This is a genomic window from Parvibaculum sp., from assembly GCF_039680535.1.
Taxonomy (GTDB): domain Bacteria; phylum Pseudomonadota; class Alphaproteobacteria; order Parvibaculales; family Parvibaculaceae; genus Parvibaculum.
Genome location: NZ_JBDKSS010000013.1, coordinates 638,775 through 664,724, shown reverse-complemented (window position 1 = coordinate 664,724; position 25,950 = coordinate 638,775). Strand labels below are relative to the sequence as shown.

Sequence of the window (25,950 nt, the reverse complement as noted above, 5' to 3'; positions counted from 1 at the left end):
TGCTCACAATATGATAATCACGGGAGCCGACCATGAGCGACAAGACCGCCTTCGATTTCGAATTCAAAAGCCTCAGGGGCCAGCCTCTGCCCCTGAATGCCTTCAAGGGGCACCCGCTGCTTATCGTCAATACGGCCTCGAAATGCGGCTTCACTCCGCAATACAAGGGGCTCGAAGCGGTATGGCAGAAGTACAAGGATGAAGGGCTCGTCGTTCTCGGCGTACCGTCGAACGACTTCGCCAATCAGGAGCCGGGCGGCGCGGACGAGATCGCCACCTTCTGTGAGATGAATTTCGGCGTCGACTTTCCGCTCACCGCGAAGGTCTGCGTGAAGGGGCCCGATGCGCACCCTCTTTTCAAATGGATCGGCGCGCAGGGCGGCTTTCTCTCGAAGCCGCGCTGGAACTTCTACAAGTATCTGATCGGGCGCGACGGCAAGCTCAAGACATGGTTTGCCAGCACCACGACGCCGGACTCGGCGAAATTCGAGAAAGCGATTTCGGAACTGGTGAAGGGCTAAGGCGCCGGCGCCTCAAGAATTGTACGGAAGCCGAGATGGCTGGTCGCCAGATCGGCTTCCTGTCCCTGCCGCGCGCCTGCGCGATAGCGCATGCAATAGTTTGGCGCGCAGAGATAGGAACCGCCCTTGATGACGAAGCGCGGCGCCATGTCCGGATTGTCGTCGGAATAGACATCCGACGTCCATTCCCAGACATTGCCGATCATGTCGTATAGACCATAGCCGTTGGGCTTGTAGCAGCCCGCCGGCGCAACACCCACGAAACCGTCATCGGCCGTATTCAGCACCGGGAAGATGCCCTGCCAGGTGTTTGCCTGCTTCGGCTGCTCATGCTCGTCGAGCGGATGGCCGGACCCTCCCCGCGCCGCCCATTCCCATTGCGCCTCGCTGGGGATCTTCCGCCCCTTCCAGCGTGCATAGGCTTCGATGTCTTCCATCGTGACGGCGACGACCGGATATTGCTCGCGGCCTTCGATGCTCGTGTCGGGCCCGCCGGGATGGCGCCAGTTCGCGCCCGGAATATATTGCCACCACTGGCTTATATCGCCGGTGCCATCGACCTTGTTCGGCATGACGAAAACGACCGCGCCCGGCTTCATCATGTATGAAGGCAGATCATCATGCTTCGCCTTGTCGACGGGACGCTCGGCCAGCGTGACATAGCCCGTTGCGGCAACGAATGCGGCGAACTCGGCATTGGTCACTTCATGGCGGTCGATCCAGAAGCCCTTCACCTCCACATCATGAAGCGGCCCCTCTTCCGGATAGACCGTATCGCCCATGTGGAGCCGTCCGCCGGGCACCCAGACCATGCCGGGATGCGCGCCCGCTTCATCGACCGAGGCGGCGAGACAGCGCGCAGGTTCGGCACTCGCATGCGTTTGCGCCTTGCGACCGCCGACGATCCAGAGAGACGCGATTGCGGCGGCCACAAGGCCAGAGGCCAGCGCCGCCACCGCGATCAAGCGTCTCCCCCTCGGAGTCATCAGTTCGCCCAATAGATATATTCGTCGTCCGGACTATCCGGCGAATTGGCAGGATGATCGATCGCAATGGGCGCCTCCGCAAGGGCCGGCCAGATCGGCTTGTGCTGCTGACCGTCTATGCCCTGCAGAACGCCAAGCAGTTCGGTCACCTTTGCGGCGTCCACATCCGCAAGGTTCTTCTTCTCCGTCGGATCGTCCTTCAGATTGAAGAGCCAGTTCTTCTTCGGCCGTTCCGAGACCTGCAGCTTCCAGTCTCCCGCCAGCAGAACCTTGTAGTCGCCCGAGCGCCAGAAGAGCGTCTCATGCGGGCGGCCCGGCTGCTTTCCTTCGAGGAAGGGCAGCAGGTTCACACCATCCATGACGCGATCTTTCGGCATAGTCGCCCCCGCCGCTCCGGCCGCCGTCGCGAAGATGTCGACATGCGCCACGGGCAGACCGTATTTCGCCGCCTTGGGCAGCGCGGCAGGCCATTTCATGAAATAGGGCACATGAATGCCGCCCTCGAAGAAAGTCGCCTTCCAGCCGCGATAGGGCTTGTTGATGTCCGGCAGGCCGATGTAATGCGCGCCGCCATCGTCGCTGGTGAAGATCACCAGCGTATTGTCGTCGAGCCCCTGATCCTTCAGCGCCTGAAGCACGCGGCCGACATTGCGGTCGAGCGCGCGGATCATGGCGGCATAGACCCGCATCTCATGGTCCTTGATCATCGGCAGCGCATCATAGTCTTCCTGCGTCGCCTGAAGCGGCGTATGCGGAGCATTGAAGGCAAGATACATGAAGAATGGGCGGTTACTGTTCGCCTTGATCGCGTCCGCCGCCTGTTCGCCGAGATAATCGGTCATGTATTTGTCGGGCGTAAAGCGCGGGCCGCCATCCTTGCTTACGGCAAAGGGCAACGCCGCCCAGAGGAACTTGTCGATCGGATCCCAGTCCTGCTTGTTCTGCTGGATGCCCGGCGCGCCGTCCGGCGCATAAAGCGAAGCGCCGAGCAGGAAGCCGAGCGACTCGTCGAAACCTTGCGCCTGGGGCCGCATCTCAGGCTTTTCACCCAGATGCCACTTGCCGAACATGAGCGTGTGATAGCCCTGCGCCTGCAGAAGCTTGCCGATGGTCACCTCGCCGCGCGGGATGCCCATGTCGGCGACCGGAATATTGTCCTTCTCACGGTCCGCGAAATAGAGCCCCTTGCGCGAACCGTACTGAAACTCGCCGATCATCTTCTCGAAAACCGGATGCGTCGGGGTGAATTCAAAGCCGAAGCGCGTCGCGTAGCGGCCCGTCATGATCGCGGCGCGAGACGGCGCGCAGGTCGCGTTGCCCGCATAGCCTTGCGTGAGATCGATGCCGTCGGCCGCAATCGAATTGATGTTGGGCGTCGGCACCACGCCGCCCGCAACGCCGCCGCCATTGAGCGTGATGTCGTTATAGCCGAGGTCATCGGCAAGGATCAGCACGATGTTGGGCGGGCGCTTGCCGGCAGGCGGCGTCTCCGGCCCCTGCTGCCAGACAACGGGGTGGTTCGGACCGATGGGATCGCGCCAGTGATTGATGAGCTTCACGATGGCGAGCGGATGCTGCTTCACATAGACCACGCCGCCGACGGCGACGAGAGCTAGAAGGCCGAGAACCGCCCCACCCCATTTCACGAATTTCATGCCTCGCCTCCCAGACGCGACCGTACCGTCCGCCGAGGCGGATTTCCATTTAATGTTATCCATTAGACGCTAACGGATGGCATCGGGAATGGCAATGGGCACGTTGCCGACTTGGCTCGTCTCGATGGCGTCACGCCGGCGCAGCGCAGCGCGCTCTCGCGAGGAGCGAGGCTCGCGAGATGGACACGGTAGATGAGGCGTCAGGGGCCCTAGCCGCGCCGCTCGGGATAGAGCGACAGCAGACCCTCGCGCGTTGCGGCACCCACGCCGCGCTCGGTGATGAGACCGGTGACAAGGCGCGCCGGGGTTACGTCGAAGCCGTAATTCGCCGCGGCGCTGCCAGGGGCGGAGATTTCCACGGTGACGATTTCGCCAGCATCGGTACGTCCGGTCATATGCGTGACCTCACGGGCCGAACGCTGCTCGATCGGGATTTCCGCCACACCATCGGCGAGCGTCCAGTCGATCGTCGTATGTGGCAGCGCGACATAGAAGGGCACGTCGTTATCGTAAGCAGCGAGCGCCTTCAGATAGGTGCCGATCTTGTTTGCGACATCGCCGGTCGCCGTCGTCCGGTCCGTACCGACGATGCAGAGATCGACCTGCCCATGCTGCATCAGGTGGCCGCCCGCATTGTCGGGAATGATCGTATGCGGAACGCCGTGGCGGCCAAGCTCGAACGCAGTCAGCGACGCGCCCTGATTGCGCGGCCGCGTTTCATCGACCCACACATGCACAGGGATACCCGCATCATGCGCCATGTAGATGGGCGCGAGCGCCGTGCCCCAGTCGACGCAGGCGAGCCAGCCCGCATTGCAATGGGTCAGCACATTGATGGTCTTTCCCGGCTTCGTCTCGGCATGGCCGCGAATGATCCTGAGCCCATGCTCGCCGATACGGCGGCAGATCTCGACGTCATCGTCGCAGATTTTGGCCGCAGCCGCATAGGCCGCCTCGACGCGGGTGCTGTGGCCATGGGGCTTCACGGCCTTCACCATCTCGTCCAGCGCCCATTTGAGATTGACGGCCGTGGGCCTCGTCGCCGCGAGCATCGCATAGGCCTCATGCAGCGTCGCGTCGGACGCGTCGTCGCGCAGGGCGAGACAAAGCCCGTAGGCGGCGGTCGCGCCGATCAGCGGCGCTCCGCGCACCACCATGTCCTTGATCGCGCGGGCGGCATCATCCGCCGAGCGGAGGCGCAGGGTCGCAAAGACATGCGGCAGCTTCGTCTGGTCGATGACCTCGACAGACCAGCCGTCCGCCGCGACCCAGATGGTGCGATAGTGAACGCCATCGATCTTCATGTGCGTTTCCCTTCAGTGACCGCCGGCTGCATCGAGCGCCTCGATCTCGAGCTCGGCAATGCGGCGGCTATCCATCTTCGTCACGGTGAAGGCGAGATCGTCATTCTCGATGCGGTCTCCCGTCTCAGGCACTCGACCGAGATGCCAGAGAACATAGCCCGCTACCGTGGAATAATTGTCGCCCTCCACCGACAGGTCATGGCCGATGGCGAAAGCGAGGCGACGGATGTCGGCCATGCCGTCGACGCGCCAATGTCCCTCGCCCAGCTTTTGAAGCCAGGGCGCCACATCCTGCGGGTCGGGAAACTCACCGGCAATCGCCTCAAGCACGTCGATCGGCGTCACCAGCCCCTCGATGCTGCCATATTCGTCCGTAACGAGAGCAAGCTGAACATGCGACCGGCGGAACTGCTCCAGCAGCTGCAGCACGCCGAGCCCCTCATGGACCACGAGCGGCTTGCGGACGCTCTTCGCCTCGTCGATTGCACCGCGAGTGAGGAGATCCTCGATCAGGTCCTGCGCGCGCGCATAGCCGACGAGTTCCGTGTCCGAAGAACGACAGACCGGATAGAGCCCGTGCGGCGAACCGCGCAGAAGGCTCAGCAAAGCCTCGGCGCTTTCGGCAAGCTTCACCCACACGATGTCGCGGCGGGGCGTCATGATGGAGCTGACCTGCCGCTCACCGAGCGTCAGCACACCGCTCACCATGGTGCGTTCCTCGGCACCGAAGCCCTCCAACGCGTCTTCGGCGCCCGCGGCCGCCTCCCCCTCTTCCGTAACGGCCATGCCTCCGAGCAGGCGAAAAACCGCTTCAGCCGTGCGCTGGCGGAAGGGCCGCGCGGCGGCGTGGCGTATGCGGTTTCGATGCGCCCATTGATTGAAGGACTCGATCAGGATCGAGAAGCCGATCGCCGCGTAGAGATAGCCCTTCGGGATATGAAAGCCGAAACCTTCCGCGACGAGGCTGAAGCCGATCATCATCAGGAAGCCAAGGCAGAGCACCACAACGGTCGGATGCTGGTTGACGAACTTCGTCAATGGACTGGAGGCCAGCATCATCACGGCCATGGCAATCACCACGGCGGACATCATGACCGGCAGGTTGTCCACCATGCCGACCGCCGTAACCACCGAGTCGATGGAGAAGACGGCATCCAGAATGATGATCTGGGCGACGACGATCCAGAATTTGGCATGCGGCCTGGCCGCGTCGTTTCCATCCAGATCGGGTTCCAGCCGCTCGTGCAACTCCATCGTCGCCTTGGTGAGCAGGAAGATGCCTCCACCAAGCATGATGAGATCGCGGCCGGCGAAGCCGACGCCATAAACCGTGAAGAGCGGCGTCGTCAGCGTCACAAGCCAGGAAATGCTGGCGAGCAACCCGAGGCGCATGATGAGCGCGAAGCCAAGCCCGGTCAGCCGTGCGCGATTGCGCTCGGCAGGCGGCAGCTTGTCAGCCAGGATGGCGACGAAGACCAGATTGTCGATGCCGAGCACGATCTCGAGCACGACAAGTGTCGTGAGACCTACCCAGATCGTCGGGTCAGCGATCCATTCCATTTGTGCTGTTAGTGTCCCTCATAGGCGCAAAGCGACAGAACCTCGATATCGAGAGCTTCGAGGCGCTGGCGTCCGCCAAGTTCCGACAACTCGATCACGAAACTTGCAGCCAGCACATTGCCGCCTGCCCGCGCGAAGAGCTTGACCGCCGCTTCCGCCGTGCCGCCCGTGGCGATCAGATCGTCGATGAGCAGAATGCGGTCGCCAGCGGAAATCGCGTCGGAATGGATTTCGACGGTATCGGTGCCGTATTCGAGATCGTATTCCTGACCGATCGTCGTCCAGGGCAGCTTGCCCTTCTTGCGCACGGGCACGAAGCCGAGGCCCAGCTGATGCGCGACGGCGCCGCCCAGAATGAAGCCACGCGCCTCGATACCGGCGACCTTGTCGAATTTCGCGCCCTTATGCAGCCGCACCAATGCGTCGACCGCCGAACGAAACCCTTCCGCATCGCCGAGAAGCGTCGTGATGTCGCGAAAGAAAATGCCCTCTTTCGGATAGTCGGGAATGGTGCGGATGAACTGCTTGACGTCCATGGTCTTCCAAGGCCTCAGTGGGAATGCAATACGCGGCCGGCGACCGCATCGAGCTTGCGAACAAGCTCCGGATCGCGCTTCGCGGGCGCGGTGATGAGCGCCGTGTCGAGCACGCGGTCGAGACCATGCGGAGAAGGCGTGCGCTCGGGGCCGAAGCTCGCCGCGACAGAGCGGATGACGGTGCGCGCATGGCCGGCATTTTCTTCGAGCACGCGCACGACGTCCGAGACTTCGACATGGGCGTGGTGCGGGTGCCAGCAGTCGTAATCCGTGACCATGGCGACCGTCGCGTAGCAGATCTCGGCTTCGCGGGCGAGCTTCGCTTCCGGCATGTTGGTCATGCCGATGACCGAACAGCCCCATGAGCGATAGAGGTTCGATTCCGCCAGCGTCGAAAATTGCGGCCCCTCCATGACGAGATAGGTGCCGCCCCGCGCATGGGCGATGCCGTTATCCTTGCAGGCCTTTTCGAGGTGGTCGCCGAGACGGGGGCAGACCGGCTGCGCCATGGAGACATGCGCAACGAAGCCTTCGCCGAAAAAGCTCTTCTCGCGTGCGAAGCTGCGGTCGATGAACTGATCGACGATCACGAAAGTGCCCGGCGGCAATTCTTCCTTGAGCGACCCGACAGCCGAGACCGAAATGATGTCGGTCACGCCAACGCGCTTCAGAGCGTCGATATTGGCGCGGTAGTTGATTGTCGAGGGCGAGTGCGGATGGCCCCGACCGTGACGCGGCAGGAACACCATTTCGACGGTGCCATTCCCGGTGGGCAATTCGCCGAAATGCAGTTCGTCGGAGGGCTCGCCCCAGGGGCTCGACACCTTTTCCCAGCGCTCGTTCTTCAAGCCGGGGAACTCGTAGACCCCGCTGCCGCCAATGACGCCAAGAACCGTTTTCGCCATGTTCGCCTCGTCAAATCCGCCGCGCCGCTCCAGACCGATACTCGCGTCGCGGGCGGCGAAACATAACAAACAAATATGCGATCGACATGAAAAAGGGCCCCGCGAGAGGCCCTTTTCCGTTCAAAAAGCCTTCCGGCGGCTCAGTGCTGGTCGGACCAGACCTTGCGGGTCGCAAAGTAAAGGATACCCGCGAGCGCAATGAGGTAGATCACGACCTCGAGGCCCAGGCGGTGACGCTGCTCGAGCTTGGGCTCGGCGGCCCACATCAGGAACTGGGCGACGTCCTTCGACATCTGCTCGGCGGTGTTCGGCGTGCCGTCCGCATAGTCGACCTGCCCGTCGTTGAGCGGCTTGGGCATCGCGATGATGCCGCTGCCAACGACGAAAACGGGGTTGTAGTTGCCGCCGGCCGGGACATGCACATTGGCCGGGGCTTCTTCATAGCCGTTCAGCAGCGAATAGATGTAGTCGGCCCCGCCCTCGCGCGCCTTGGCGATGAGCGAGAGATCCGGCGGCACAGCGCCGAGCGAAGCGGCAGCCGCCTCGTCGTTCGGATAGGGCGACGGGAACGGGTCCTTGCCCTCTCCGGGACGCTCGAACATCTCACCCGAGGTGTCCGGGCCGTCCTTCACCTTGTACTCGGAGGCAATCGCCTTCACTTCAGCGGCCGTGAATTCCGGTCCGCCCTTCTCGGCGAGATTGCGGAAGTGCACCATGCCCATCGCATGGCAGGTCGAGCAGACTTCCTTGTAGACCTTGTAACCGCGGCGCAGCGCATCGCGGTCATAGGTGCCGAAGGGGCCACTGAAGGACCATGCGACATGCTTGAGCGGCGCTTCAGCGGCCGCAGCCTGGGCCGGAGCCGACGCACCGAGGAACAGGCCCAGCGCCAGGGCGCCGGAGACTGCCACGCCTGCGAGCTTCGAAGCGAAACCGAAGCGGAAGGTATTGGTCATTTTCTGCGTCATTTGCGTCTCGCCCCGTCTCAGTTCTTCGTTCCGAGAACCGACGCCGAGATGCTCTCGGGCAGCGGCTTCGTCTTCTCGATCAGGCCGAGGAGAGGGAAGAGAACGATGAAGTGAAGGAAGTAATAGCTCGCAAGGATGCGCGCGAAATGCGTCACCGTGAAGCCGCTATCGCCGACAGGGATCAGGATCGTGTCGGGCAACTGCGCACCGCACCAGCCGAGCGCGAGGCAGACGGCCACGTGGATCCAGAAGAACTGGCGGTAGAGCGGACGGAACCGCGCCGAGCGCACCTTCGAGGTGTCGAGCCAGGGCAGGACGAACAGCACCGCGATGGCGCCGAACATCAGGACGACACCGGCAAGCTTGTCCGGGACGGCGCGCAGGATCGCGTAGAACGGCAGCAGATACCATTCCGGCACGATGTGCGGCGGCGTCTTGAGTGCGTTCGCCATCACGTAGTTCTCGACGTCGCCGAGACCGTTCGGATTGAAGAACACGAAGTAGGCGAAGAGGATCGCGAAGAGCGACAGACCGAAGGCATCCTTCACCGTCGCATAGGGCGTGAAGGGAACCGTATCCTGATCCTTGTTCTTGACCTCGACGCCCGCCGGGTTGTTCTGGCCCGTCACATGGAGCGCCCAGATGTGGAGGATGACCACGCCGGCGATCAGGAACGGGAACAGATAGTGCAGCGAGAAGAAGCGGTTGAGCGTCGGATCGCCGACCGCGAAACCACCCCAGAGCCAGGTGCGGAGAGACTCGCCGACCAGCGGGATCGCGCCGAACAGGTTGGTGATGACCGTCGCGCCCCAGAAGCTCATCTGGCCCCAGGGAAGCACATAGCCGAAGAAGGCCGTCGCCATCATCAGGAGATAGATGAGGCAGCCGAGGATCCACAGCACTTCGCGGGGCGCCTTGTAGGAGCCGTAATAGAGGCCGCGGAACATGTGGACATAAACGGCGATGAAGAACATCGACGCGCCGTTGGCGTGGACATAGCGGATCAGCCAGCCGTAGTTCACGTCGCGCATGATGCTCTCGACGCTCTTGAAGGCCAGTTCCGTCTGCGGAATGTAGTGCATCGCGAGCACGATGCCGGTGATGATCTGCACGGCGAGGCAGAAGGTCAGGACGCCGCCGAAGGTCCACCAGTAGTTGAGGTTCTTCGGGACGGGGTAGCTGACCGCCGTGTCATGGCTCAGCCGGAGGATCGGCAGGCGCGCATCGAGCCAGCGGGTAAAGCCGTTGCTCGGGTTGTAGGTGCTATGACCGCTCATCTTTCAGGTCCCCTCAGCCGATCTGAATCTTGGTGTCGGAAACGAACTTGTAGGGCGGCACCTCGAGGTTGAGCGGCGCCGGGCCCTTCCGGATGCGGCCGGACGTGTCGTAGACCGAACCATGGCAGGGGCAGAAATAGCCGTTGAACTCGCCCTTGTAAGCGAGCGGCACGCAACCCAGATGGGTGCAGATGCCGATGAGCACGAGCCACTGCTTCTCAAGCTGACCGTTCGCCCCCTTCACCAGGCGGACGTCGTCGGTCTGCGGATCGCGCAGCTCGGCAACATCGACGCTCTCGGCGGCTTTGATCTCGTCTTCGGAGCGGTGACGGATGAAGACCGGCTTACCGCGCCATTTGATGGTGATTTCCTGACCGACGGGGATATTCGAGATATCCACTTCGATCGAGGCGAGCGCCAGAACCGAGGCGTCGGGGTTCATCTGGTCGATGAGCGGCCAGACGGCAGCCGCTGCGCCGACTGCGGCGAAGGCTCCGGTGGCCACGTAGAGGAAATCGCGCCGTGTCGGCTCGGCCGCGTGGATTTCTGCCACGGTTCAGGTCTCCTTGAATAAATGCCGCATGCCCCCAGCCCGCCGTAAGGCGGTTATCCCCACGCTTTCGGCGTGGCGAGGAAGGCGGCGCGGCGCAAACCCGCGAGATCGAACGAAAGCGACACGAATCCCCCGCTTTCATCCCATACGCGGCGTTTTGTGGCATTCAATCCCAGGCTTGTCCAGCCCCGCCTATACTGCGGCAGGATGACGCATCGCCGCATCTGTGCCGCCGGGGCAAGCCTCAAGGCACGCCCCCTCATCAAACCCGGAAAATCTCATGCGATTGGCCCTTTTCGAGCCCGATATTGCGCAGAACACAGGCACCCTTGTCCGCCTCAGCGCAAGCCTCGGCGTGGGGCTCGACATCATCGAGCCTTGCGGGTTCCCCTGGGGCGCCAGCGCCTTCAAACGGGCGGGCATGGACTATATCCCTCTCGCCGAGGTGATCCGGCATGACAGCTGGGAGGATTTCCTCAAACGTCGCCCCTCGACCGGACGTCTGATCCTGCTGACCACCGGCAGCGCCGAGCCCTATACCGGGTTCGAATACCGGTCCGACGACACCCTGCTCCTTGGCCGCGAAACGGCCGGCGTCCCGCCCCATGTCCATGAGCGGGCCGACGCCCGGGTCACCATCCCCATGCTTCCTCCTGCCCGCTCGCTCAACGTCGCCATTGCAGCGGCCATGGTCCTTGGCGAGGGCTTGAGGCAGACAGCGGGCTTCCCGCCGGTTAAAAGAGCCTCCGAAACGGATGGAGGCGGAAGATGAGCGACACGGCGGCATTGATCGAAGAGCGCAAAGCCCGGGCGGCGGCCTGGTTCCGCGAGCTTCGCGACCTGATCTGTGCCGAGTTCGAACGGCTGGAGGACGAACTTGCCGGCACCTATGCCGACCGCGCGCCCGGCCGCTTCGAGCGCACCCCATGGAAACGCGGCGATGGCTCCACCGACCAGGGCGGCGGCGAGATGTCGATCATGCATGGCCGCGTTTTCGAGAAGGTCGGCGTCCACATCTCCACCGTCCATGGCGAGTTCTCGGAAGACTTCCGCAAGCAGATGCAGGGCGCCGAGGAAGACCCGCGCTTCTGGGCGGGCGGCATCTCGCTCATCGCCCATATGCAGAACCCGCGCGTGCCGGCCGTGCACATGAACACGCGCTTTGTGGCGACGACGAAGACATGGTTCGGCGGCGGCGGCGACCTGACGCCCGTGCTCGACGTGCAGCGGCGGCAGGACCACCCCGACACGATCGACTTCCATGCCGCGATGAAGGGCGCCTGCGACGCCCACGACGCGAGCTACTATCCGCGCTTCAAGAAATGGTGCGACGAATATTTCTTCCTGCCGCACCGGAACGAACCGCGCGGCACGGGCGGCATTTTCTACGACCACCACAATTCGGGCGACTGGGAGAAGGACTTCGCCTTCACGCAGGATGTGGGTCGCGCATTCCTTTCGATCTATCCGCAACTCGTCCGTCGGCACATGAACGAGGCGTGGACGCCGGAGGAGCGCGAGGAACAGCTCATCCGCCGCGGCCGCTATGTCGAGTTCAACCTGCTCTATGACCGCGGCACGACATTCGGATTGAAGACAGGCGGCAATGTCGCGTCGATCCTCTCCTCCATGCCGCCGGAAGTGAAGTGGCCTTGAGAGACTGAGACGCGATGGCGAAAGGCGAGACGGCGGCGCAGCGCTTTCTGCGGCTCAACGGGTTCAAGGGCACGTTCCGCGAGGTGCCGGTGCCGAAGGATCGCAAGACCTCGGCGCTGGAAATGGCCGAGGCGAGCGGCATCGATCCGGCGCGGCTTTTCAAGACACTGGTCGTGGAGACGGATGACGGCAAGCTCGCTGTCGCCATCGTCCCCGCCTCGCGCGATCTCGACCGCAAGGCGCTTGCCCGCGAGATCGGCGCGAAACGCGTCGACCTTGCCGCGAAGGACAAGGCGATCAAGATCACCGGCTATCAGATGGGCGCCTGCAGCCCGCTCGGCCAGAAGAAGAAGCTGCCGACATGGCTCGATGCGAGCGCGGAAGGTTTTGCGACGATCTATGTCAGCGGCGGCGCCTTCGGCCTTGAACTGGAAATCGAGGCAAGCGAATTGCTGAAGGCCACGGAAGGCCGCCTCGCCGCTATCGCCTGACGGGCTAGACCGCCTTGGAATGCCGCGCTTCGCCTGCCGTGAGATAGCGGTCGAAGATGGCGCAGGCGGCGCGGACGAGCGGCTTGCCTTCTTCCGTGACGACAACGCGATGGCCCTCGCGCTTGACGATGCCATCGGCTTCAAGGCCCGCCATTGCTTCGAGTTCGGTTTCGAAGCTCGCGCCGCTCTTGCCATAAAGAGCGGCGATCTGATCGAGATCGACGCCCATGTCGCACATCAGCCGTTCGATGATCGCGCGGCGAAGCTCGTCATCCGCATCGATCGCGATGCCGCGCGTGATGGGCAGCTTGCCCGCATGCACCATCTCCCTATAGCGGTCGATGGCGATTTCATTCGCGACATAGCCCTGCGGCAGCGAGCCGATGGCCGATGCGCCGAAGCCGATCAGGGCAGGCGCGCTGTCGGTGGTGTAGCCCTGGAAATTGCGATGAAGCTCGCCCTTCTGCTGGGCGAGCGTGAGTTCGTCATCCGGCAACGCGAAATGATCGAGGCCGATGGCGACATAGCCAAGCTCCTGAAGCCGCGCGGACGCCGCTTCATATTGGCGCCAGCGCTCCGCCATGTCGGGCAGCGCCTCTTCCGGGATGAGCTTCTGATGCGTCTTCATCCATGGCACATGCGCATAGCCGAACAGCGCGATGCGTGCGGGGCGCAGCGAAGCGCCGCGCTCCACCGTCTCGACGACACTTTCGACCGTCTGATGCGGAAGCCCGTAGCAGAGGTCCATGTTGATCGCGTGAACGCCATGCTTGCGCAGCCAGAGGATGACGCGCTCCGTCACCTCGAAAGGCTGGATGCGGTTGATCGCCTTCTGCACGACCGGATTGAAGTCCTGCACGCCGATGGAAGCGCGCGTGACGCCCGCCTTGGCCATGGCGATGACATAATTTTCATCCGCCGTGCGTGGGTCGAGCTCGACGGCAATCTCCGCGCCCGGCAGCATGTCGAAATGTTCGCGCAGCTTCCCGACCATGCGGGTGAAGTCTTCCGGCTTCAGGACCGTCGGGCTGCCGCCGCCGAAATGGACGTGGCGGAAAGCCATGCGCGCCGGGAGCTTCGAGGCCACGAGTTCGATCTCGGCGAGCAGCGCATCGAGATAGCTCGCGACCGGCGCATAGCGCTTCGTCGCCTTGGTATGGCAACCGCAGAACCAGCACATTTCGGCGCAATAGGCGACGTGGAGATAAAGCGAGAGGGGCGTCTTCGGATCGAGTTCGCCAAGCCAGCGCTCATAGCGCGCGCCATCGACGGCGGGGCCGAAATGGGGCGCCGTCGGGTAGGAGGTGTAACGCGGCACCCGGAGGTCATATCGCTCGATGAGATCGGCACGCATGGCGGGACGCTATCCTGATTTACACGGCAGGCAATCGGTCGCTTTGTCGCGGCCGGGCCTCGCTAAAACAATGAGGAAACCTCGGCTTCATGCAGGCGAGCGGCATTGATCGGGGTCAAGATCGCGCTTTCACCGTCTGATTTATTGTTCGTGATGTCTGAATTCAAAGCCCTGCGACATTGCGTCTGATCAAGGCGGGTGAGAACGACTCGCGCTCTATTGTCCCCGGCTCCAGCAAGGGAGAGCGCCATGCTTGTTCAAATCGATTCCAATCCGCGCCTCGCGGCGATCTGGCATTTCGGCGAAGTGATGTGCGTGCCCGTTGCCGTGCTGCTGACGGTGACGGCGCTTATGTTCTAAGGCGCTTCCTGCTCTTTGGTATATTTCGCGACCTCGCGGAGCAGGTCCTGCATGCGGCCCTTGTTGCCGAAATCCCAGGTCGCGCCGAAATTCAGATCGTCGAGCAACCAGCCTCCGCCACTTTTGACCAGCATGGCCTTGTCGGTCCAGTGGGTCGGCTTTTCGCCTGAGCTACCTGCATAGGTCAGCTCAACGTCGCAAGTCGCTGCCTCAGCCTTCTCCACGCACTTTCCGATCCGGTACGACGTCGCGCCCTCGAACAGCGACGAGAAGGGATCGCCCTCGACCAGCGGCGGCTCTTCGTTCTTCGTCAGCCTGAAATGCAACTGTTCGGCGGCATCCGCATCCGCGAGCAGCTTGTCGAGCGCCGGTGAGATCAGTGGCGTAAACAGCGCACGGGCTTTCGCGTCGGCGATGCCGCGCACCTGCGCTTTCAGATAGGTGTCGTAAAACGCTTTTGTTGCCGCGGCAGGGCTATCGCTTCCGGCTGCGAGGGCTGGCGCCGCGATCGCCAGGAGCACCGACAAGATAGCGTAACGCACCAGCCCTTTCATTTTATCCCCTAATAGATCGTCGCCTGCACCACGGCCTTCAGCCGCTCGATGATCGAGAATTCGTCGTCGGTGAAATCCGCGTCGATCCACCATTCCTCGACCTCGCGCCAGACGCGGCCGATCTCCGGGCCTTCGGGCACACCGGCGGCCTTGATCATGGCGCCGGTGAGCGGGAAGTCGGGCCTCGTCCAGCTATCGGCCATGGCAAGCAGCGCGCGCCACTGGAAGGCGTTGTGCCCTTTGCGGTCGCTCGCCCAGCCGAGCATCACCCGGTCCTTGAAGAGTTCCGGCCCCATGATGTAGAGCGCGCGGCGCACCTCGCGCATGGAGAGGTAGGAGACGATCTTCGTCTTGTCGTTCAGCGCCTTCGAAACCCGGTCGCGATCCTTGTTCGAGAGGCGCAGGCGTTCGGCGACTGAGGCAGTTCCCGCCTCGTCGAGATCGAGCATGGAGGCCAGACGCAGAATCGGCGTCGCGAGAAAGAGCTGGTTTGCTTCGATATCCACGAGCTTCTCGAAACGATCGAGGCGCGAGGCTTCCGGCAACACGACGGAGAGAATGCCCACCGCCGCCATCTGGCGGAAGGCGGCGCCCGCATTGTCGGCAGCAGCGGTCTTCAGCAGTTCATCGCGTACGCGCTCGCCCGAAAGCTGGCGGAGCCCCTCCTTGAGATCGGCGCAAGCCTTGAGCCCGGCGCCGTCCGGCTCATCCGCGCCATACCACGCATGGATGCGGAAGAAACGCAGAATGCGCAGATAGTCCTCGCGGATACGCGCTTCCGCATCGCCGATGAAGCGCACGCGCCGCGCCTTCAGGTCCGCGCGGCCCTGCCCCAGCGGATCATGCACCGTGCCGTCCGCATCGGCATAAAGCGCGTTCATCGTGAAGTCGCGGCGCTCTGCATCGGCCTGCCAGTCTTCGGTGAAGGCGACATCGGCGTGGCGGCCATGCGATTTCACATCGACGCGCAGCGTGGTGATTTCAAAGTGGCGCGTCGGCGTCACCGCCGTCACAGTTCCATGCGCGATCCCGGTCGGCACGACCTTGATGCCCTTCGCGGCGAGCAGTGAGCTGGCGCGCTCCGGCGTCTCGTTCGTCGCAATGTCGATGTCGAGAACCGGCTCGCCCAGCAGCGCGTTGCGCACCGAGCCGCCGACGAAACGCGCCGTGCCGCCATCCGACATCAGCGCCTCCATGACGGCGCGCGTATCGGCTTCATTCAGCCAGCTCGCGTGGGCAAGCTCTTTCTCGGCACTCATGGCGTATCCCCTCAAACTCTCAATCGCCGGCGAAAATCCGGTCGTACATGTTTTTCAGCATTCCGGCGGTCGCGCCCCAGATGTAATGGCCATTATAGGGCATGGCGTAGTATTCGCGCTTCTTTCCCCGCCATGTGGCGCTGTGCCGCTCATGATTTTCCGGGTTCATCAGGAAGGAGAGCGGCACCTCGAAAACTTCCGCCACCTCGCCATCATGCACTTCGAGCGTGAAGCCCGGACGAACGAAAGCGACGACGGGCAGAATGCGAAAGCCGGTGCCGGTCTCGTAACTGTCGAGAAAGCCCGCCACCTCGATGAAGGAGGATTTAAGCCCCACCTCCTCGTCCGCCTCGCGCAGTGCAGCCTCCCTCGGCGTCTCGCCCGCTTCGATCTTGCCGCCGGGAAAGGCGACCTGGCCCGCATGATTGCCGAGATTGTCGGATCGCCGCGTCAGCAGCACCGTCGGCCCGCTCGCATGCTCCACGATGGGCACGAGCACGGCGGCGGCGCGAAGCGTGATGACGGGCGTGTCGTCCTCGTCGGGGTTCATGTCGTGATCGCCGCGCAAACGCCCGTTCGCCGCCAGCGCCAGGCGCGGCGCGAGCAGGGTCTCGAGCGGCGGCGCCACCCGGTCCACCCGGGCGAGGATGCGGTCGCGGTACTGGTCCATGACGGGCAAGGTCAAAGCGCCATCTCCTCTGCCGGCATGAAGGGAAAGAAGACGCCGGACGACCAGACGCCGAACCAGCGGCGGCCCTCATGCTCCTCTTCCGTCCCAAGCTCCACGAGGTCATAGAAGACCGCGCGGTTGATCAGCGCTTCGAGTCTTGCCCTTACGTGCACGTAAGGGGCGGGTTCACCCGTTTCCCTGTCGACCACGAATCGGATCGGGTGTTCAGGCCCTGCCACCGTCGCGTCGCCGACATTTGTCGTGAAAGTGAGCGTCTGGTCGCGGCCTGCCCCTTCCACCGACATGGCAACGGCCAGAAAAGGGGCGTCGTCCACCCTGATGCCGACCTTCTCGACGGGGGTGACGAGATAATATTTTCCGTCCTCGTCATGGCGCAGGATGGTCGAGAAGAGGCGGACCAGCCTTTCCCGGCCGATCGGCGTTCCCATGTAGAACCAGGTGCCGTCCCGGGCGATTCGCATGTCGATATCGCCGCAAAACTCCGGATTCCACAGATGGACAGGCGGCAGGCCGCGCGCCTTCCTGCCCTCGGTTTCGGCGGCGGCAAGAAGGCCTGACGGAGCGGCGGAGCGCTCCCCTGGCTCTTTATCTTCCGGCAAGGCCATCAAACAACTATCCCCGATACCAAACTGATCAATCCGGCCATAATATCGTCACGAACCCAACCGCGAATGGTAGGGCTGATGCGGCTTCCGCCCCTTTCACTTCTGAAGGGGACCGGCTCACTCTATACTTAGGTCAATGCAGACACTCAGTGAAGCGGACGGCAACGTCGTCCAGGAAATCGAAGCATCCGGCGCCAAGATCGCGGCGGCCCGCGCGGCCATTGCCGAAGTCATCTACGGTCAGGAACAGGTCATCGACCAGACGCTGGTGACGGTGCTGGCAGGCGGCCATGCGCTGCTCGTCGGCGTGCCGGGCCTCGCCAAGACCCTCCTCGTCCATACGATGGGCGTGGTTCTGGGGCTCGACGACAAGCGCGTCCAGTTCACGCCGGACCTCATGCCGGCGGATATTCTGGGCTCCGAGGTGCTGGAAGAGAGCGAGCGCGGCCACCGCAGCTTCCGCTTCATCAAGGGGCCGGTCTTCTGCCAGCTTCTCATGGCGGACGAAATCAACCGCGCCAGCCCCCGCACCCAGTCCGCGCTCCTGCAAGCCATGCAGGAAAAACAGGTGACGGTGGCGGGCGTCCGCTACGAACTCCCCTCGCCCTTCCATGTGCTCGCGACGCAGAACCCGCTGGAGCAGGAAGGCACCTATCCGCTCCCCGAAGCGCAGCTCGACCGCTTCCTCATGCAGATCGACGTGCTCTATCCCGACCTCGAAGCCGAGCGGCGCATGCTGCTGGCCACGACTGGCCTCGAAGACGTAATCGTGCGTCCCGCCATGACGGCGGAAGATCTCCGCGCGGCACAGCGGCTCGTGCGCCGCGTGCCGGTCGGCGAGAAGGTCGTCAACGCCATTCTGGAACTCGTTCGCGCCGCGCGGCCCGAGGAAGGCGCGTCTGAAGAAGTCGAGCGGCACGTCGCCTGGGGCCCCGGCCCGCGCGCCAGCCAGGCGCTCATGCTCGCGGTCCGCGCCCGCGCGCTCATCGACGGGCGTTTCTCGCCGTCGATCGAGGATGTGAAGGCGCTCGCCGCGCCGGTCCTCCGGCACCGCATGGCGCTCAACTTCTCGGCCCGCGCCGAAGGCGTCACCGTCAGCGGCGTGATCGATCGCCTCTGCCGAAACATCTGAGGGAACGACGCCCATGCGGCTTCCCTTCCCGCTTGCGGCAAACCCGGCGGCGACCGCCCTGCGCGAGCAGGCCGAGGCGCTGGCCGAAGCCTTTCCGCCGCTCGTCGCGGAAGCGGAGCATGTGGCGAACACCGTGGCGCAGGGCGTTCATGGACGCCGCCGCACCGGCATGGGCGAAAGCTTCTGGCAATTCCGCCGCTTCCGCGAAGGCGATACGGCGGCATCGGTCGACTGGCGCCATTCTGCCCGCTCGCGCCACCTCTTCGTGCGCGAGTCCGAATGGGCGGCGGCCGAAAGCGTCTGGATCTGGCGCGACGCGTCTCCGTCGATGGAATATGCCTCCGACAACCAGTTGCCGACCAAGAAGGACCGCGCGACGGTCCTTGCGCTGGCGCTGACTTCGCTGCTCGTTCAGGGCGGCGAGAATGTCGCGCCGCTCGGTGGCGGGTTTGCGCCCACGACGGGGCGCACCGCGCAGCGGCGCATGGCCCATGCGCTGATCGACAAGCCCGCCGACGGCGCGGCCGCTCCGAGCCTTCCGCCTCCGGAGCACCTGCCGCGCTACGCGCAGATCGTGCTCATCAGCGATTTCCTTTCGCCCGTCGAGGACATCGTCGCCAGCATCAAGAGCTACGCGGCAGAAGGCATTCGCGGCCATCTGATCCAGATTCTCGACCCGGCGGAAGAAGACCTGCCTTTCAGCGGGCGCACCGAATTCGAGGGCGTCGAGGAGAATCTTCACCTGATGACCGGCCGCGCCGAACGCTTACGCAAGGCCTATTACGCGCGGCTCAACCTGCATCGCGACCGCATCATGGAGGCGGCGCGCCGTGTCGACTTCACCTTCGCCGCGCACCGTACCGACCGGGCGCCGCATACGGCACTGCTCGCGCTTTACGGCGCCCTGTCCGGCGCGAAGGAAACCCGCAAGCCGCCGCGTCCGGGAGCCTGAGCCCTCATGCTTCATCTCGGCGCTCTCGCATTCGCCAGCCCCTGGGTACTTCTGGGCCTTGCCGCACTTCCGGGCATCTGGTGGCTGCTCAGGATCAGCCCGCCGCTGCCCAAGCGCGTGCGCTTTCCCGCGATCCGGCTGTTGGTGGGCCTCGCGCATGAGGAAGAGACGCCGGCGCATACGCCGCTCTGGCTTCTGATCCTGCGCCTCGTCCTCGCCGCGCTGGTCGTTTTCGCAATCGCCGATCCGATGTGGAACCCGGCGCCCCGCGTCGCGGGCTCCGGTCCCCTTCTTGTCGTCGTCGACAATGGCTGGACGGCCGCAACGCGCTGGCGCGACCGGGTGAACGCGCTCGACGCACTCATCGCCGATGCGCGGCGCAACGACCGGACCATGCTCGTCGTCGGCACCGCCCCTTCCTCGACCGCGCAAGGGATCGCCTTCAAATCGCCGGACGATGCAGCGGCGCAGGCCCGCGCCTTGCGGCCGCAGCCCTATGCCACGGATCGCATGGCGCTGCTCGCGCGGCTCGAAACCGCCGGTTTCATCCCCTCAAGCGGCGTCCAGACCATCTGGCTCTCCGACGGCATGGATGACGGAAAGGCCGCCAAATTCTCGTCAGGGCTCGCGAAGCTGGCGGGCGCGCGAGGGCTCGAGATCATGGAGCCGCGCGCCAACGATCTGGCGCGTGCATTGCTGCCTCCGTCGACGGAAGGCGACAGCTTCGCCGCCAGCGTCATTCGCGCCGATGCAACCGCGCCCGCAAGCGGCAATGTCCGCGCGCTTGAGGCGGATGGCGGGCTGCTGGGCGAAGCCCCTTTCACATTCGAGATCGGCGAGCGCAAGGCGACAGCGAAATTCGATCTGCCGGTCGAACTGCGCAACCGCATCGCCCGCCTCGAAATCGCGGGCGAAACCTCGGCCGGGGCCGTCAGCCTCATCGACGAGCGTTGGCGCCGCCGCACGATCGGCCTTGTTTCCGGTGCGCCGATCGAAGAAGCGCAGCCATTGCTCTCCGATCTCTATTATCTCCAGCGCGCGCTCGAACCCTTTGCCGACATTCGCCACGCCGCCGCCGATCGCGGCACGAAGAGCGAAATCACCGACCTTCTCGCCAAGCCGCTCTCCGTGCTGGTTCTCGCCGATCTCGGCAATCTCGTCGGCTCCGATCATGACGCGATTGCAAGCTGGGTCGAACAGGGCGGCGTCCTGCTGCGTTTCGCGGGGCCGCATCTCGCCGGCGCAGGCGATGATCTCATCCCCGTGCCGCTCCGCACCGGAGGCCGCGCCCTTGGCGGCGCGCTCTCCTGGACGAACCCGCAGCATCTCGCGGCCTTCGAAGCAGGCAGCCCGTTCTTCGGCCTCACCCTGCCTGAAGACGTCACCGTCTCTCAGCAGGTGCTCGCGGAGCCGACATTGGACCTCGCCTCCCACACATGGGCGCGGCTTGCGGACGGAACGCCGCTCGTCACCGCGACGCGGCGCGGCAAGGGCATGATCGTTCTTTTCCATGTGACGGCCAACACCGAGTGGTCGAACCTTCCGCTGTCCGGCCTTTTCGTCGACATGCTCCGGCGCGTCGTCGGCCTCTCACAGGGCGTGGCAGTGGAGGACAATGGCGCGACCGATATAGCGCTCGCGCCGGTCCGCACACTGGATGGCTTTGGCCTCCTCGGCACGCCGCCCGCGACGGCAACGTCGATCCCGGCCTCACATATCGACGACACGCAGGCAGGACCGCGGAATCCGCCCGGTCTCTACGGTCCGGCCGACAGCCCCCGCGCCCTCAATCTGGGCAATGAAGGCCTGAAGCTCGAACCGGTCGGCTCGCTTGCGGGATCGGCCTCGCGCCATCCTTTCGCCGAGGCGCGCGAGACACCGTTACGTCCCTACGCGCTGGCGCTCGCCGTCGCGCTCATCATCGCGGATGGAATTGCCGCCCTTTACGTCACCGGCCTTTTCGACACGGCGCCAATCCGGCGGCGCGGACGGCGCATGATGGCCCCCGCCCTTCTTCTTGCCATCGGGGGACTGGCGTTTCTTCATCCCCAGCCCATCATGGCTGCAAGCGACACCGATGCCTTCGCGCTGAAGGCCACCACCGATACGCATCTTGCCTATGTCATTACCGGCGACCGGGCGGTGGACGATGTGAGCCAGGCGGGCATGCAGGGGCTGACCGAGGTGCTGCGCCAGCGCACCTCCTTCGAACCGGGCGATGCCATGGGCGTCGATGTCGCGCATGACGAGCTTTCGTTCTTTCCGCTTCTCTACTGGCCGATGACGCCGGGACAGGAAAACCTCTCCGCCGAAACGCTCTCGCGCATAGACCTCTACATGAAGAATGGCGGGATGATCCTCTTCGACACGCGCGATCAGGACCGCTCGCTTGGAACCGTTCCGGGGCCGGGCACGGAGACCTTGCGCCGCCTGCTCGGGCGGCTCGACCTTCCGCCGCTGCAACCGATCCCGCAGGGCCATGTCCTCAGGAAATCATTCTACATCCTGCAGAACTTCCCCGGATGCATGGATGGCGGACAGGCCTGGATCGAGACGACGAATGGCGGCAAGCCGAATGGCGGCAGCGCCAATGACGGCGTTTCGCCCATCATCGTCGGCTCGAACGACTATGCCGCCGCATGGGCGCGCGACGCGAGCGGACGTCCGATGTTTCCCTGCCAGCCGGGCGGCGAGATGCAGCGCGAGATGGCCGAACGGTTCGGCGTCAATCTCGTCATGTACGCGCTGACGGGCAATTACAAATCCGATCAGGTCCATGTGCCTGCCCTTCTCGAACGGATGGGCCAATAGCGCATGGGAAGCTGGGACATCATTCTCGACCCCTCGGCGCCGCCCGCGCTCATTCTCGGGCTCGCGGTTACGGGCATTGCCGTCCTTCTCTACGCGGCCTATCGGCGTGCGCGCGGAACGCCCTGGCGGGCGGCCGCACTCGCCATCACGCTCGTCGCCCTCATCAACCCGACGATGCGGCAGGAAGACAGGCAATCGGTTTCCGATGTGGCCGCCATCGTCGTCGACCGCAGCGACAGCATGAACATCGGCACACGCCCGCAGGAGGTGCAAGCGGCTCTCGCCCGCATCGAGGCCGACCTCAAGTCCCTCAAGGGTCTCGACACGCGCGTCGTCTATGTCGAAGGCGGATCGGAGGGAACCGACGAAAGCGGCGAAGGCACACGCGCCTTCGCAACGATGGAACAGGCGCTGTCGGACGTGCCGCGCGAGCGCGTCGCCGGCGCAATCTTCATTACGGATGGCGAGATCCACGACGCACCGAAGGATGTGAAGGCGCTCGGCTTCGACGCACCGGTGCATGGGCTCATCGTCGGCCGGAAGAACGAGAAGGACCGCCGCCTTACCATTCTCGAAGCGCCGCGCTTCGGCATCGTCGATGAACCGATGAAACTCGCCTTCCGCGTCGACGACACCGGCACGGAGGAAGGAACGAAGACAGAGGCGCCCGTCACCATTTCCGTCGATGGCAAGGAAGCGATGACGACGAATGTCACGACGGGCGTAAAGACCGAAGTGACGCTGTCGCTGAAGCATGGCGGACCGAACGTCATCGAGATCGACGCCGCCCCAGGCTCCGACGAACTGACCTTGCTCAACAACCGCGCCGTCGTCGTCGCCAACGGCATTCGCGACCGGCTGCGCGTCCTGCTCGTCTCGGGCGAGCCGCATTCGGGCGAGCGGACGTGGCGCAACCTTCTGAAGGCCGACCCCTCGGTCGACCTCGTTCACTTCACCATTCTGCGCCCGCCGGAGAAACAGGACGGGACGCCTGTCAACGAACTCTCGCTGATCGCTTTCCCGACACGCGAGCTCTTCGTCGACAAGCTGGATGAATTCGATCTCATCATCTTCGACCGCTTCAAGCGTCAGGGCATCCTGCCGCTCGAATATCTGTCGAACATTGCGCGCTATGTCGAAGATGGCGGCGCCGTGCTCGATGCGGCGGGCCCTGCCTTCGCGTCGCCCTACTCGCTCTATCGCACGCCGCTTGCCGCCGTGCTGCCAGCGCAACCGACCGGCGATGTGACGCTTGGCGGCTTCAAGCCGGAAGTGACGGAGACGGGGCGCAAGCATCCTGTCACCGCCGATCTGCCGGGCGCCGACGGTACGTCGCCCCAATGGGGCCGCTGGTTCCGCATCATCGACAGCAAGGTCGACCGCGGCGAGGTGTTGATGAGCGGTCCGGGCGGCCGCCCCCTTATGGTGCTCGACCATGCGGGCAAGGGCCGCGTGGCGCAGCTTCTCTCCGACCAGATCTGGCTTTGGTCGCGCGGCTACGAGGGCGGCGGGCCGCAGGCCGAATTGCTGCGCCGTCTCGCGCACTGGCTGATGAAGGAGCCGGACCTCGAGGAAGAAAACCTTGCTGCTTCGATGGAGGGCACGACGCTTGCCGTCAAACGCCGCACCATGGCGGACGCCACGCCGCCGGCGGAGGTAACCCTGCCCTCCGGCAAGGTCGTGGAACTCGCGCTGGAGAAGACCGCGCCGGGCCGCTTCGAAGGGCGCATGGCCGCGAAGGAGCTCGGCCTCTATCGCGTGGCGCAAGGCGGGCTCAACGCGGTGACGGCGGCAGGCCCGCTCAATCCGAAAGAATTCTCGGACGTGCGCGCCACAGACGCCATTGTGAAGCCCATTGCGCAGGCGACGGGCGGCGGCACCTATTGGATTGGCGAGAATGCGGCCGACACGCCGCAGGTCCGCAGCGTGCGCCCCGATCACGAGGCGGCGGGCGCCAACTGGATTGGACTCCGGCGGAACGAGCAATATCTCGTCAACGCCGTCCATCAGGTACCGCTGCTCTCGGGCCCCGTTGCGCTGGTGCTGATCCTCGGCGCACTGGCGCTCGCCTGGCGGCGCGAAGGCCGCTGAGGTTCAGGCCGCCATCGTCTCGCGCGCAACTTCCTCGATAATGATCCGTGCGACCTCGGCGGGTGCGGAGAGCAAAGGCGCATGCCCGGTATCGAGCTGCGCGATGCGTGCACCCGGCAGAAGCTCCTGCATCCGGCGCTGCGCCGCGAGCAACACCGAACGGTCGCCCAGCGCCTCGACATAAAGGCGCGGTATCCGCCCGAAGCGTTCATCGGTCAGGTGCGGGGTCAGCACCAGGCCGCCCAATGGCTGCGGCACAAGCTGCGTGAAGGCCCAGTCTACGAGATCCAGCGGCGCATCGTGATAGAAGATTTCGCGCGCGCCCTGCTTCGATACGGCGCAGATCGTCCTGTCGTCGTTCCAGATGAGATAGGGCCAGATGCCTTCGATCCCGCGCACCTCGCCAAGCGCTGCGGTGATGTCGCTGAAGCTCTTGCCGCCTGGCGGCGTAATGCCCGCAATCAGTATGAGGCCGCGCACCCGATCGGGATCGTTCTCCGCCACCTGACACGCGACCGTTGCACCGCCGCTATGGCCGACAACGAAGGCCGGGCCATCGAGCGAATGAAGCAGGCCGCCCACATGCGCCGCATAGAGATCGAGCGAAATCTCCTCGGCTGGCGAAGGCGCCGCTGCGGGGAGATCGACGGCGTGGACGTCGAAGCCCGCAGCGTCGAGAAACGGGCGAACGAGATTCCATGCCCAGCTTCCCTGCCAGGCCCCATGGATCAGAACAATATGCGGTTTCATTTCAATAGGTCGCGGCGAAGCAATCGCGCAGATGCTGCTCGACCGTGATGGGAAGATATTTCGACGGGTTTTCCTCGTCGGCGCAGCCGGGCAGGCAATCGACAACATAGTCGGGATGGCCGTCGAAGAAATAGGGCAGCGAGTAGCGCGCCTTGCCCGACTTGTTGATGACGCGATGCAGGTTCGAGCGGTAGCGGTCATTGGTCCAGCGCGCGATCATGTCGCCGAAATTCACGACGAAACTGCCCGGGATGGGCGGCGCATCGACCCAGCCGCGCACAGGGTCCTTCACCTGCAGCCCGCCGGAATCGTCCTGCATCAGCAGCGTCACGCCACCGAAGTCCGTGTGCGCGCCGCAGCCGATTTCCCCTTCGCGCGCCGTCACCGGCTGCGGCGGATAATAGAGGAGGCGCTGCACGCTCACGGGATCGCGATTGAAGTCTTCGAAGTAATCCTCCGGCAATCCCAGCGTCTGGGCGATGCCGCTCATCAACAGGCGGGCGAGCCGTTCCATCTCGGCGGAATAGGCATCGATCGTCTCCTTGAAGCCGGGAAGACCTTCCGGCCACAGGTTCGGCCCGCGATTATACTTTCCGGCCACGACGCAGGGATGATCCATCGGATAGTCGACGCCCATCAGGAAGCTTTCCTTGAGATCGGGAAGCGTACCTGGATCGAGCGTCTGAAGGCCGGGCACCTCATAGCCCCGATTCCCCGTCAGCGAACGCGCCACGTCGAGCGTCACCTTCTCTTCCATCGGCTTGTCGAAAAACCTCTTCGCATAATCGAAGGTTCGGTCGATCAGATCCTGCGGCACGCCATGTCCGACCAGGTAGAGAAAGCCTTTGTCCACGCAGGCGGTCTTGAGCTTCGCGATCGCCTCGGCACGGACCTTCATGTCAGTCGAGGCAAGCTCGGAGGCGTCAACGATGGGCAGAGCGGGAGCGTCGATTTCGACCGTAAGCATGGCAAGACTCGC

General features: G+C 64.2%; 23 protein-coding genes and 1 pseudogene. 8 read left to right on the top strand and 16 right to left on the bottom strand.

The genetic code is table 11. The features are described from left to right. The first annotated feature begins 32 nt into the window (after positions 1-32). Complete coding sequence (locus tag ABFC66_RS10240; RefSeq protein WP_346740845.1) at positions 33-521, top strand: glutathione peroxidase; 489 nt, start codon at positions 33-35, stop codon at positions 519-521. On the opposite strand, the gene ABFC66_RS10235 is transcribed toward ABFC66_RS10240, so the two are convergent. The 9 genes from ABFC66_RS10235 to petA all read right to left on the bottom strand — a co-directional run bounded on the left by ABFC66_RS10235 (position 518) and on the right by petA (position 10,265). Beyond that, positions 518-1,477: a formylglycine-generating enzyme family protein gene (locus ABFC66_RS10235; RefSeq protein ID WP_346740923.1), complete on the bottom strand. Its 960-nt coding sequence runs from the start codon at positions 1,475-1,477 to the stop codon at positions 518-520. The two genes, ABFC66_RS10240 and ABFC66_RS10235, sit on opposite strands and share 4 nt — an antisense overlap. 29 nt (positions 1,478-1,506) lie before the next feature. Then, the gene (locus ABFC66_RS10230) at positions 1,507-3,162 is read right to left on the bottom strand and encodes a sulfatase-like hydrolase/transferase (RefSeq protein WP_346740844.1); all 1,656 of its coding nucleotides are present in this window, start codon (positions 3,160-3,162) and stop codon (positions 1,507-1,509) included. A 209-nt stretch (positions 3,163-3,371) separates the two neighbouring features. After that, positions 3,372-4,466 carry an S-methyl-5-thioribose-1-phosphate isomerase gene (gene mtnA / locus ABFC66_RS10225; protein ID WP_346740843.1) on the bottom strand — a complete coding sequence of 365 codons (1,095 nt, stop codon included), beginning with the start codon at positions 4,464-4,466 and terminating at the stop codon, positions 3,372-3,374. Positions 4,467-4,478: 12 nt separating this feature from the next. Next, entirely contained in the window at positions 4,479-6,026 is a 1,548-nt protein-coding gene (locus ABFC66_RS10220) for a TerC family protein (RefSeq protein WP_346740842.1), read from the bottom strand. A gap of 8 nt (positions 6,027-6,034) precedes the next feature. Further along, the gene (locus tag ABFC66_RS10215) at positions 6,035-6,562 is read right to left on the bottom strand and encodes an adenine phosphoribosyltransferase (protein ID WP_346740841.1); all 528 of its coding nucleotides are present in this window, start codon (positions 6,560-6,562) and stop codon (positions 6,035-6,037) included. A gap of 14 nt (positions 6,563-6,576) precedes the next feature. Beyond that, entirely contained in the window at positions 6,577-7,467 is an 891-nt protein-coding gene (locus ABFC66_RS10210; protein WP_346740840.1) for an S-methyl-5'-thioadenosine phosphorylase, read from the bottom strand. 140 nt (positions 7,468-7,607) lie between these two features. After that, entirely contained in the window at positions 7,608-8,435 is an 828-nt protein-coding gene (locus ABFC66_RS10205; protein ID WP_346740839.1) for a cytochrome c1, read from the bottom strand. A gap of 17 nt (positions 8,436-8,452) precedes the next feature. Then, the gene (locus tag ABFC66_RS10200; protein WP_346740838.1) at positions 8,453-9,712 is read right to left on the bottom strand and encodes a cytochrome b N-terminal domain-containing protein; all 1,260 of its coding nucleotides are present in this window, start codon (positions 9,710-9,712) and stop codon (positions 8,453-8,455) included. Between the two features lie 13 nt (positions 9,713-9,725). Next, positions 9,726-10,265: a ubiquinol-cytochrome c reductase iron-sulfur subunit gene (petA, locus tag ABFC66_RS10195; protein ID WP_346740837.1), complete on the bottom strand. Its 540-nt coding sequence runs from the start codon at positions 10,263-10,265 to the stop codon at positions 9,726-9,728. A 280-nt stretch (positions 10,266-10,545) separates the two neighbouring features. Here petA and ABFC66_RS10190 point away from each other — a divergent pair, with 280 nt between their 5' ends. Genes ABFC66_RS10190 through ABFC66_RS10180 form a run of 3 tightly spaced genes read left to right on the top strand, consistent with a single transcriptional unit; the run spans position 10,546 to position 12,412 of the window. Further along, positions 10,546-11,037 carry a tRNA (cytidine(34)-2'-O)-methyltransferase gene (locus ABFC66_RS10190; protein WP_346740836.1) on the top strand — a complete coding sequence of 164 codons (492 nt, stop codon included), beginning with the start codon at positions 10,546-10,548 and terminating at the stop codon, positions 11,035-11,037. Next, positions 11,034-11,921, top strand: coding sequence for an oxygen-dependent coproporphyrinogen oxidase (gene hemF, locus ABFC66_RS10185; RefSeq protein ID WP_346740835.1), 888 nt, complete (start codon positions 11,034-11,036; stop codon positions 11,919-11,921). The genes ABFC66_RS10190 and hemF overlap by 4 nt, the downstream gene beginning before the upstream one ends. Positions 11,922-11,935: 14 nt before the next feature. Then, positions 11,936-12,412, top strand: coding sequence for an aminoacyl-tRNA deacylase (locus tag ABFC66_RS10180; RefSeq protein ID WP_346740834.1), 477 nt, complete (start codon positions 11,936-11,938; stop codon positions 12,410-12,412). A gap of 4 nt (positions 12,413-12,416) precedes the next feature. Here the strand turns inward: ABFC66_RS10180 and hemN are convergent, their stop codons facing one another. The 5 genes and pseudogenes from hemN to ABFC66_RS10155 form a co-directional block, all read right to left on the bottom strand. Next, positions 12,417-13,766 carry an oxygen-independent coproporphyrinogen III oxidase gene (gene hemN, locus ABFC66_RS10175; protein WP_346740833.1) on the bottom strand — a complete coding sequence of 450 codons (1,350 nt, stop codon included), beginning with the start codon at positions 13,764-13,766 and terminating at the stop codon, positions 12,417-12,419. 356 nt (positions 13,767-14,122) lie between these two features. After that, positions 14,123-14,680 (bottom strand): hypothetical protein, encoded by a 558-nt coding sequence (locus tag ABFC66_RS10170; RefSeq protein WP_346740832.1) that lies wholly within the window; start codon positions 14,678-14,680, stop codon positions 14,123-14,125. 8 nt (positions 14,681-14,688) lie between these two features. Next, positions 14,689-15,939: a CCA tRNA nucleotidyltransferase gene (locus tag ABFC66_RS10165; RefSeq protein ID WP_346740831.1), complete on the bottom strand. Its 1,251-nt coding sequence runs from the start codon at positions 15,937-15,939 to the stop codon at positions 14,689-14,691. Between the two features lie 19 nt (positions 15,940-15,958). Then, positions 15,959-16,624: a CoA pyrophosphatase gene (locus tag ABFC66_RS10160; RefSeq protein ID WP_346740830.1), complete on the bottom strand. Its 666-nt coding sequence runs from the start codon at positions 16,622-16,624 to the stop codon at positions 15,959-15,961. After that, positions 16,621-17,151 (bottom strand): annotated as a pseudogene (locus ABFC66_RS10155) (DUF1285 domain-containing protein); the annotation flags it as partial. The gene ABFC66_RS10160 and the pseudogene ABFC66_RS10155, both read right to left, overlap by 4 nt. Before the next feature lie 220 nt (positions 17,152-17,371). Here ABFC66_RS10155 and ABFC66_RS10150 point away from each other — a divergent pair. The 4 genes from ABFC66_RS10150 to ABFC66_RS10135 are packed head-to-tail and all read left to right on the top strand — an operon-like array spanning position 17,372 to position 24,221. Further along, positions 17,372-18,367 carry a MoxR family ATPase gene (locus tag ABFC66_RS10150; protein ID WP_346740829.1) on the top strand — a complete coding sequence of 332 codons (996 nt, stop codon included), beginning with the start codon at positions 17,372-17,374 and terminating at the stop codon, positions 18,365-18,367. Between the two features lie 13 nt (positions 18,368-18,380). Next, positions 18,381-19,319 carry a DUF58 domain-containing protein gene (locus ABFC66_RS10145; protein WP_346740828.1) on the top strand — a complete coding sequence of 313 codons (939 nt, stop codon included), beginning with the start codon at positions 18,381-18,383 and terminating at the stop codon, positions 19,317-19,319. A 6-nt stretch (positions 19,320-19,325) separates the two neighbouring features. Continuing rightward, on the top strand, positions 19,326-22,130 hold the full coding sequence (locus ABFC66_RS10140; RefSeq protein ID WP_346740827.1) for a DUF4159 domain-containing protein: 2,805 nt from the start codon (positions 19,326-19,328) through the stop codon (positions 22,128-22,130). 3 nt (positions 22,131-22,133) lie between these two features. After that, complete coding sequence (locus ABFC66_RS10135; RefSeq protein WP_346740826.1) at positions 22,134-24,221, top strand: hypothetical protein; 2,088 nt, start codon at positions 22,134-22,136, stop codon at positions 24,219-24,221. A 3-nt stretch (positions 24,222-24,224) separates the two neighbouring features. Here the strand turns inward: ABFC66_RS10135 and ABFC66_RS10130 are convergent, their stop codons facing one another. Beyond that, positions 24,225-24,971 (bottom strand): alpha/beta fold hydrolase, encoded by a 747-nt coding sequence (locus ABFC66_RS10130; protein ID WP_346740825.1) that lies wholly within the window; start codon positions 24,969-24,971, stop codon positions 24,225-24,227. Between the two features lies 1 nt (position 24,972). Beyond that, entirely contained in the window at positions 24,973-25,938 is a 966-nt protein-coding gene (locus tag ABFC66_RS10125; protein WP_346740824.1) for a 2-oxoglutarate and iron-dependent oxygenase domain-containing protein, read from the bottom strand. Positions 25,939-25,950 lie beyond the last annotated feature (12 nt).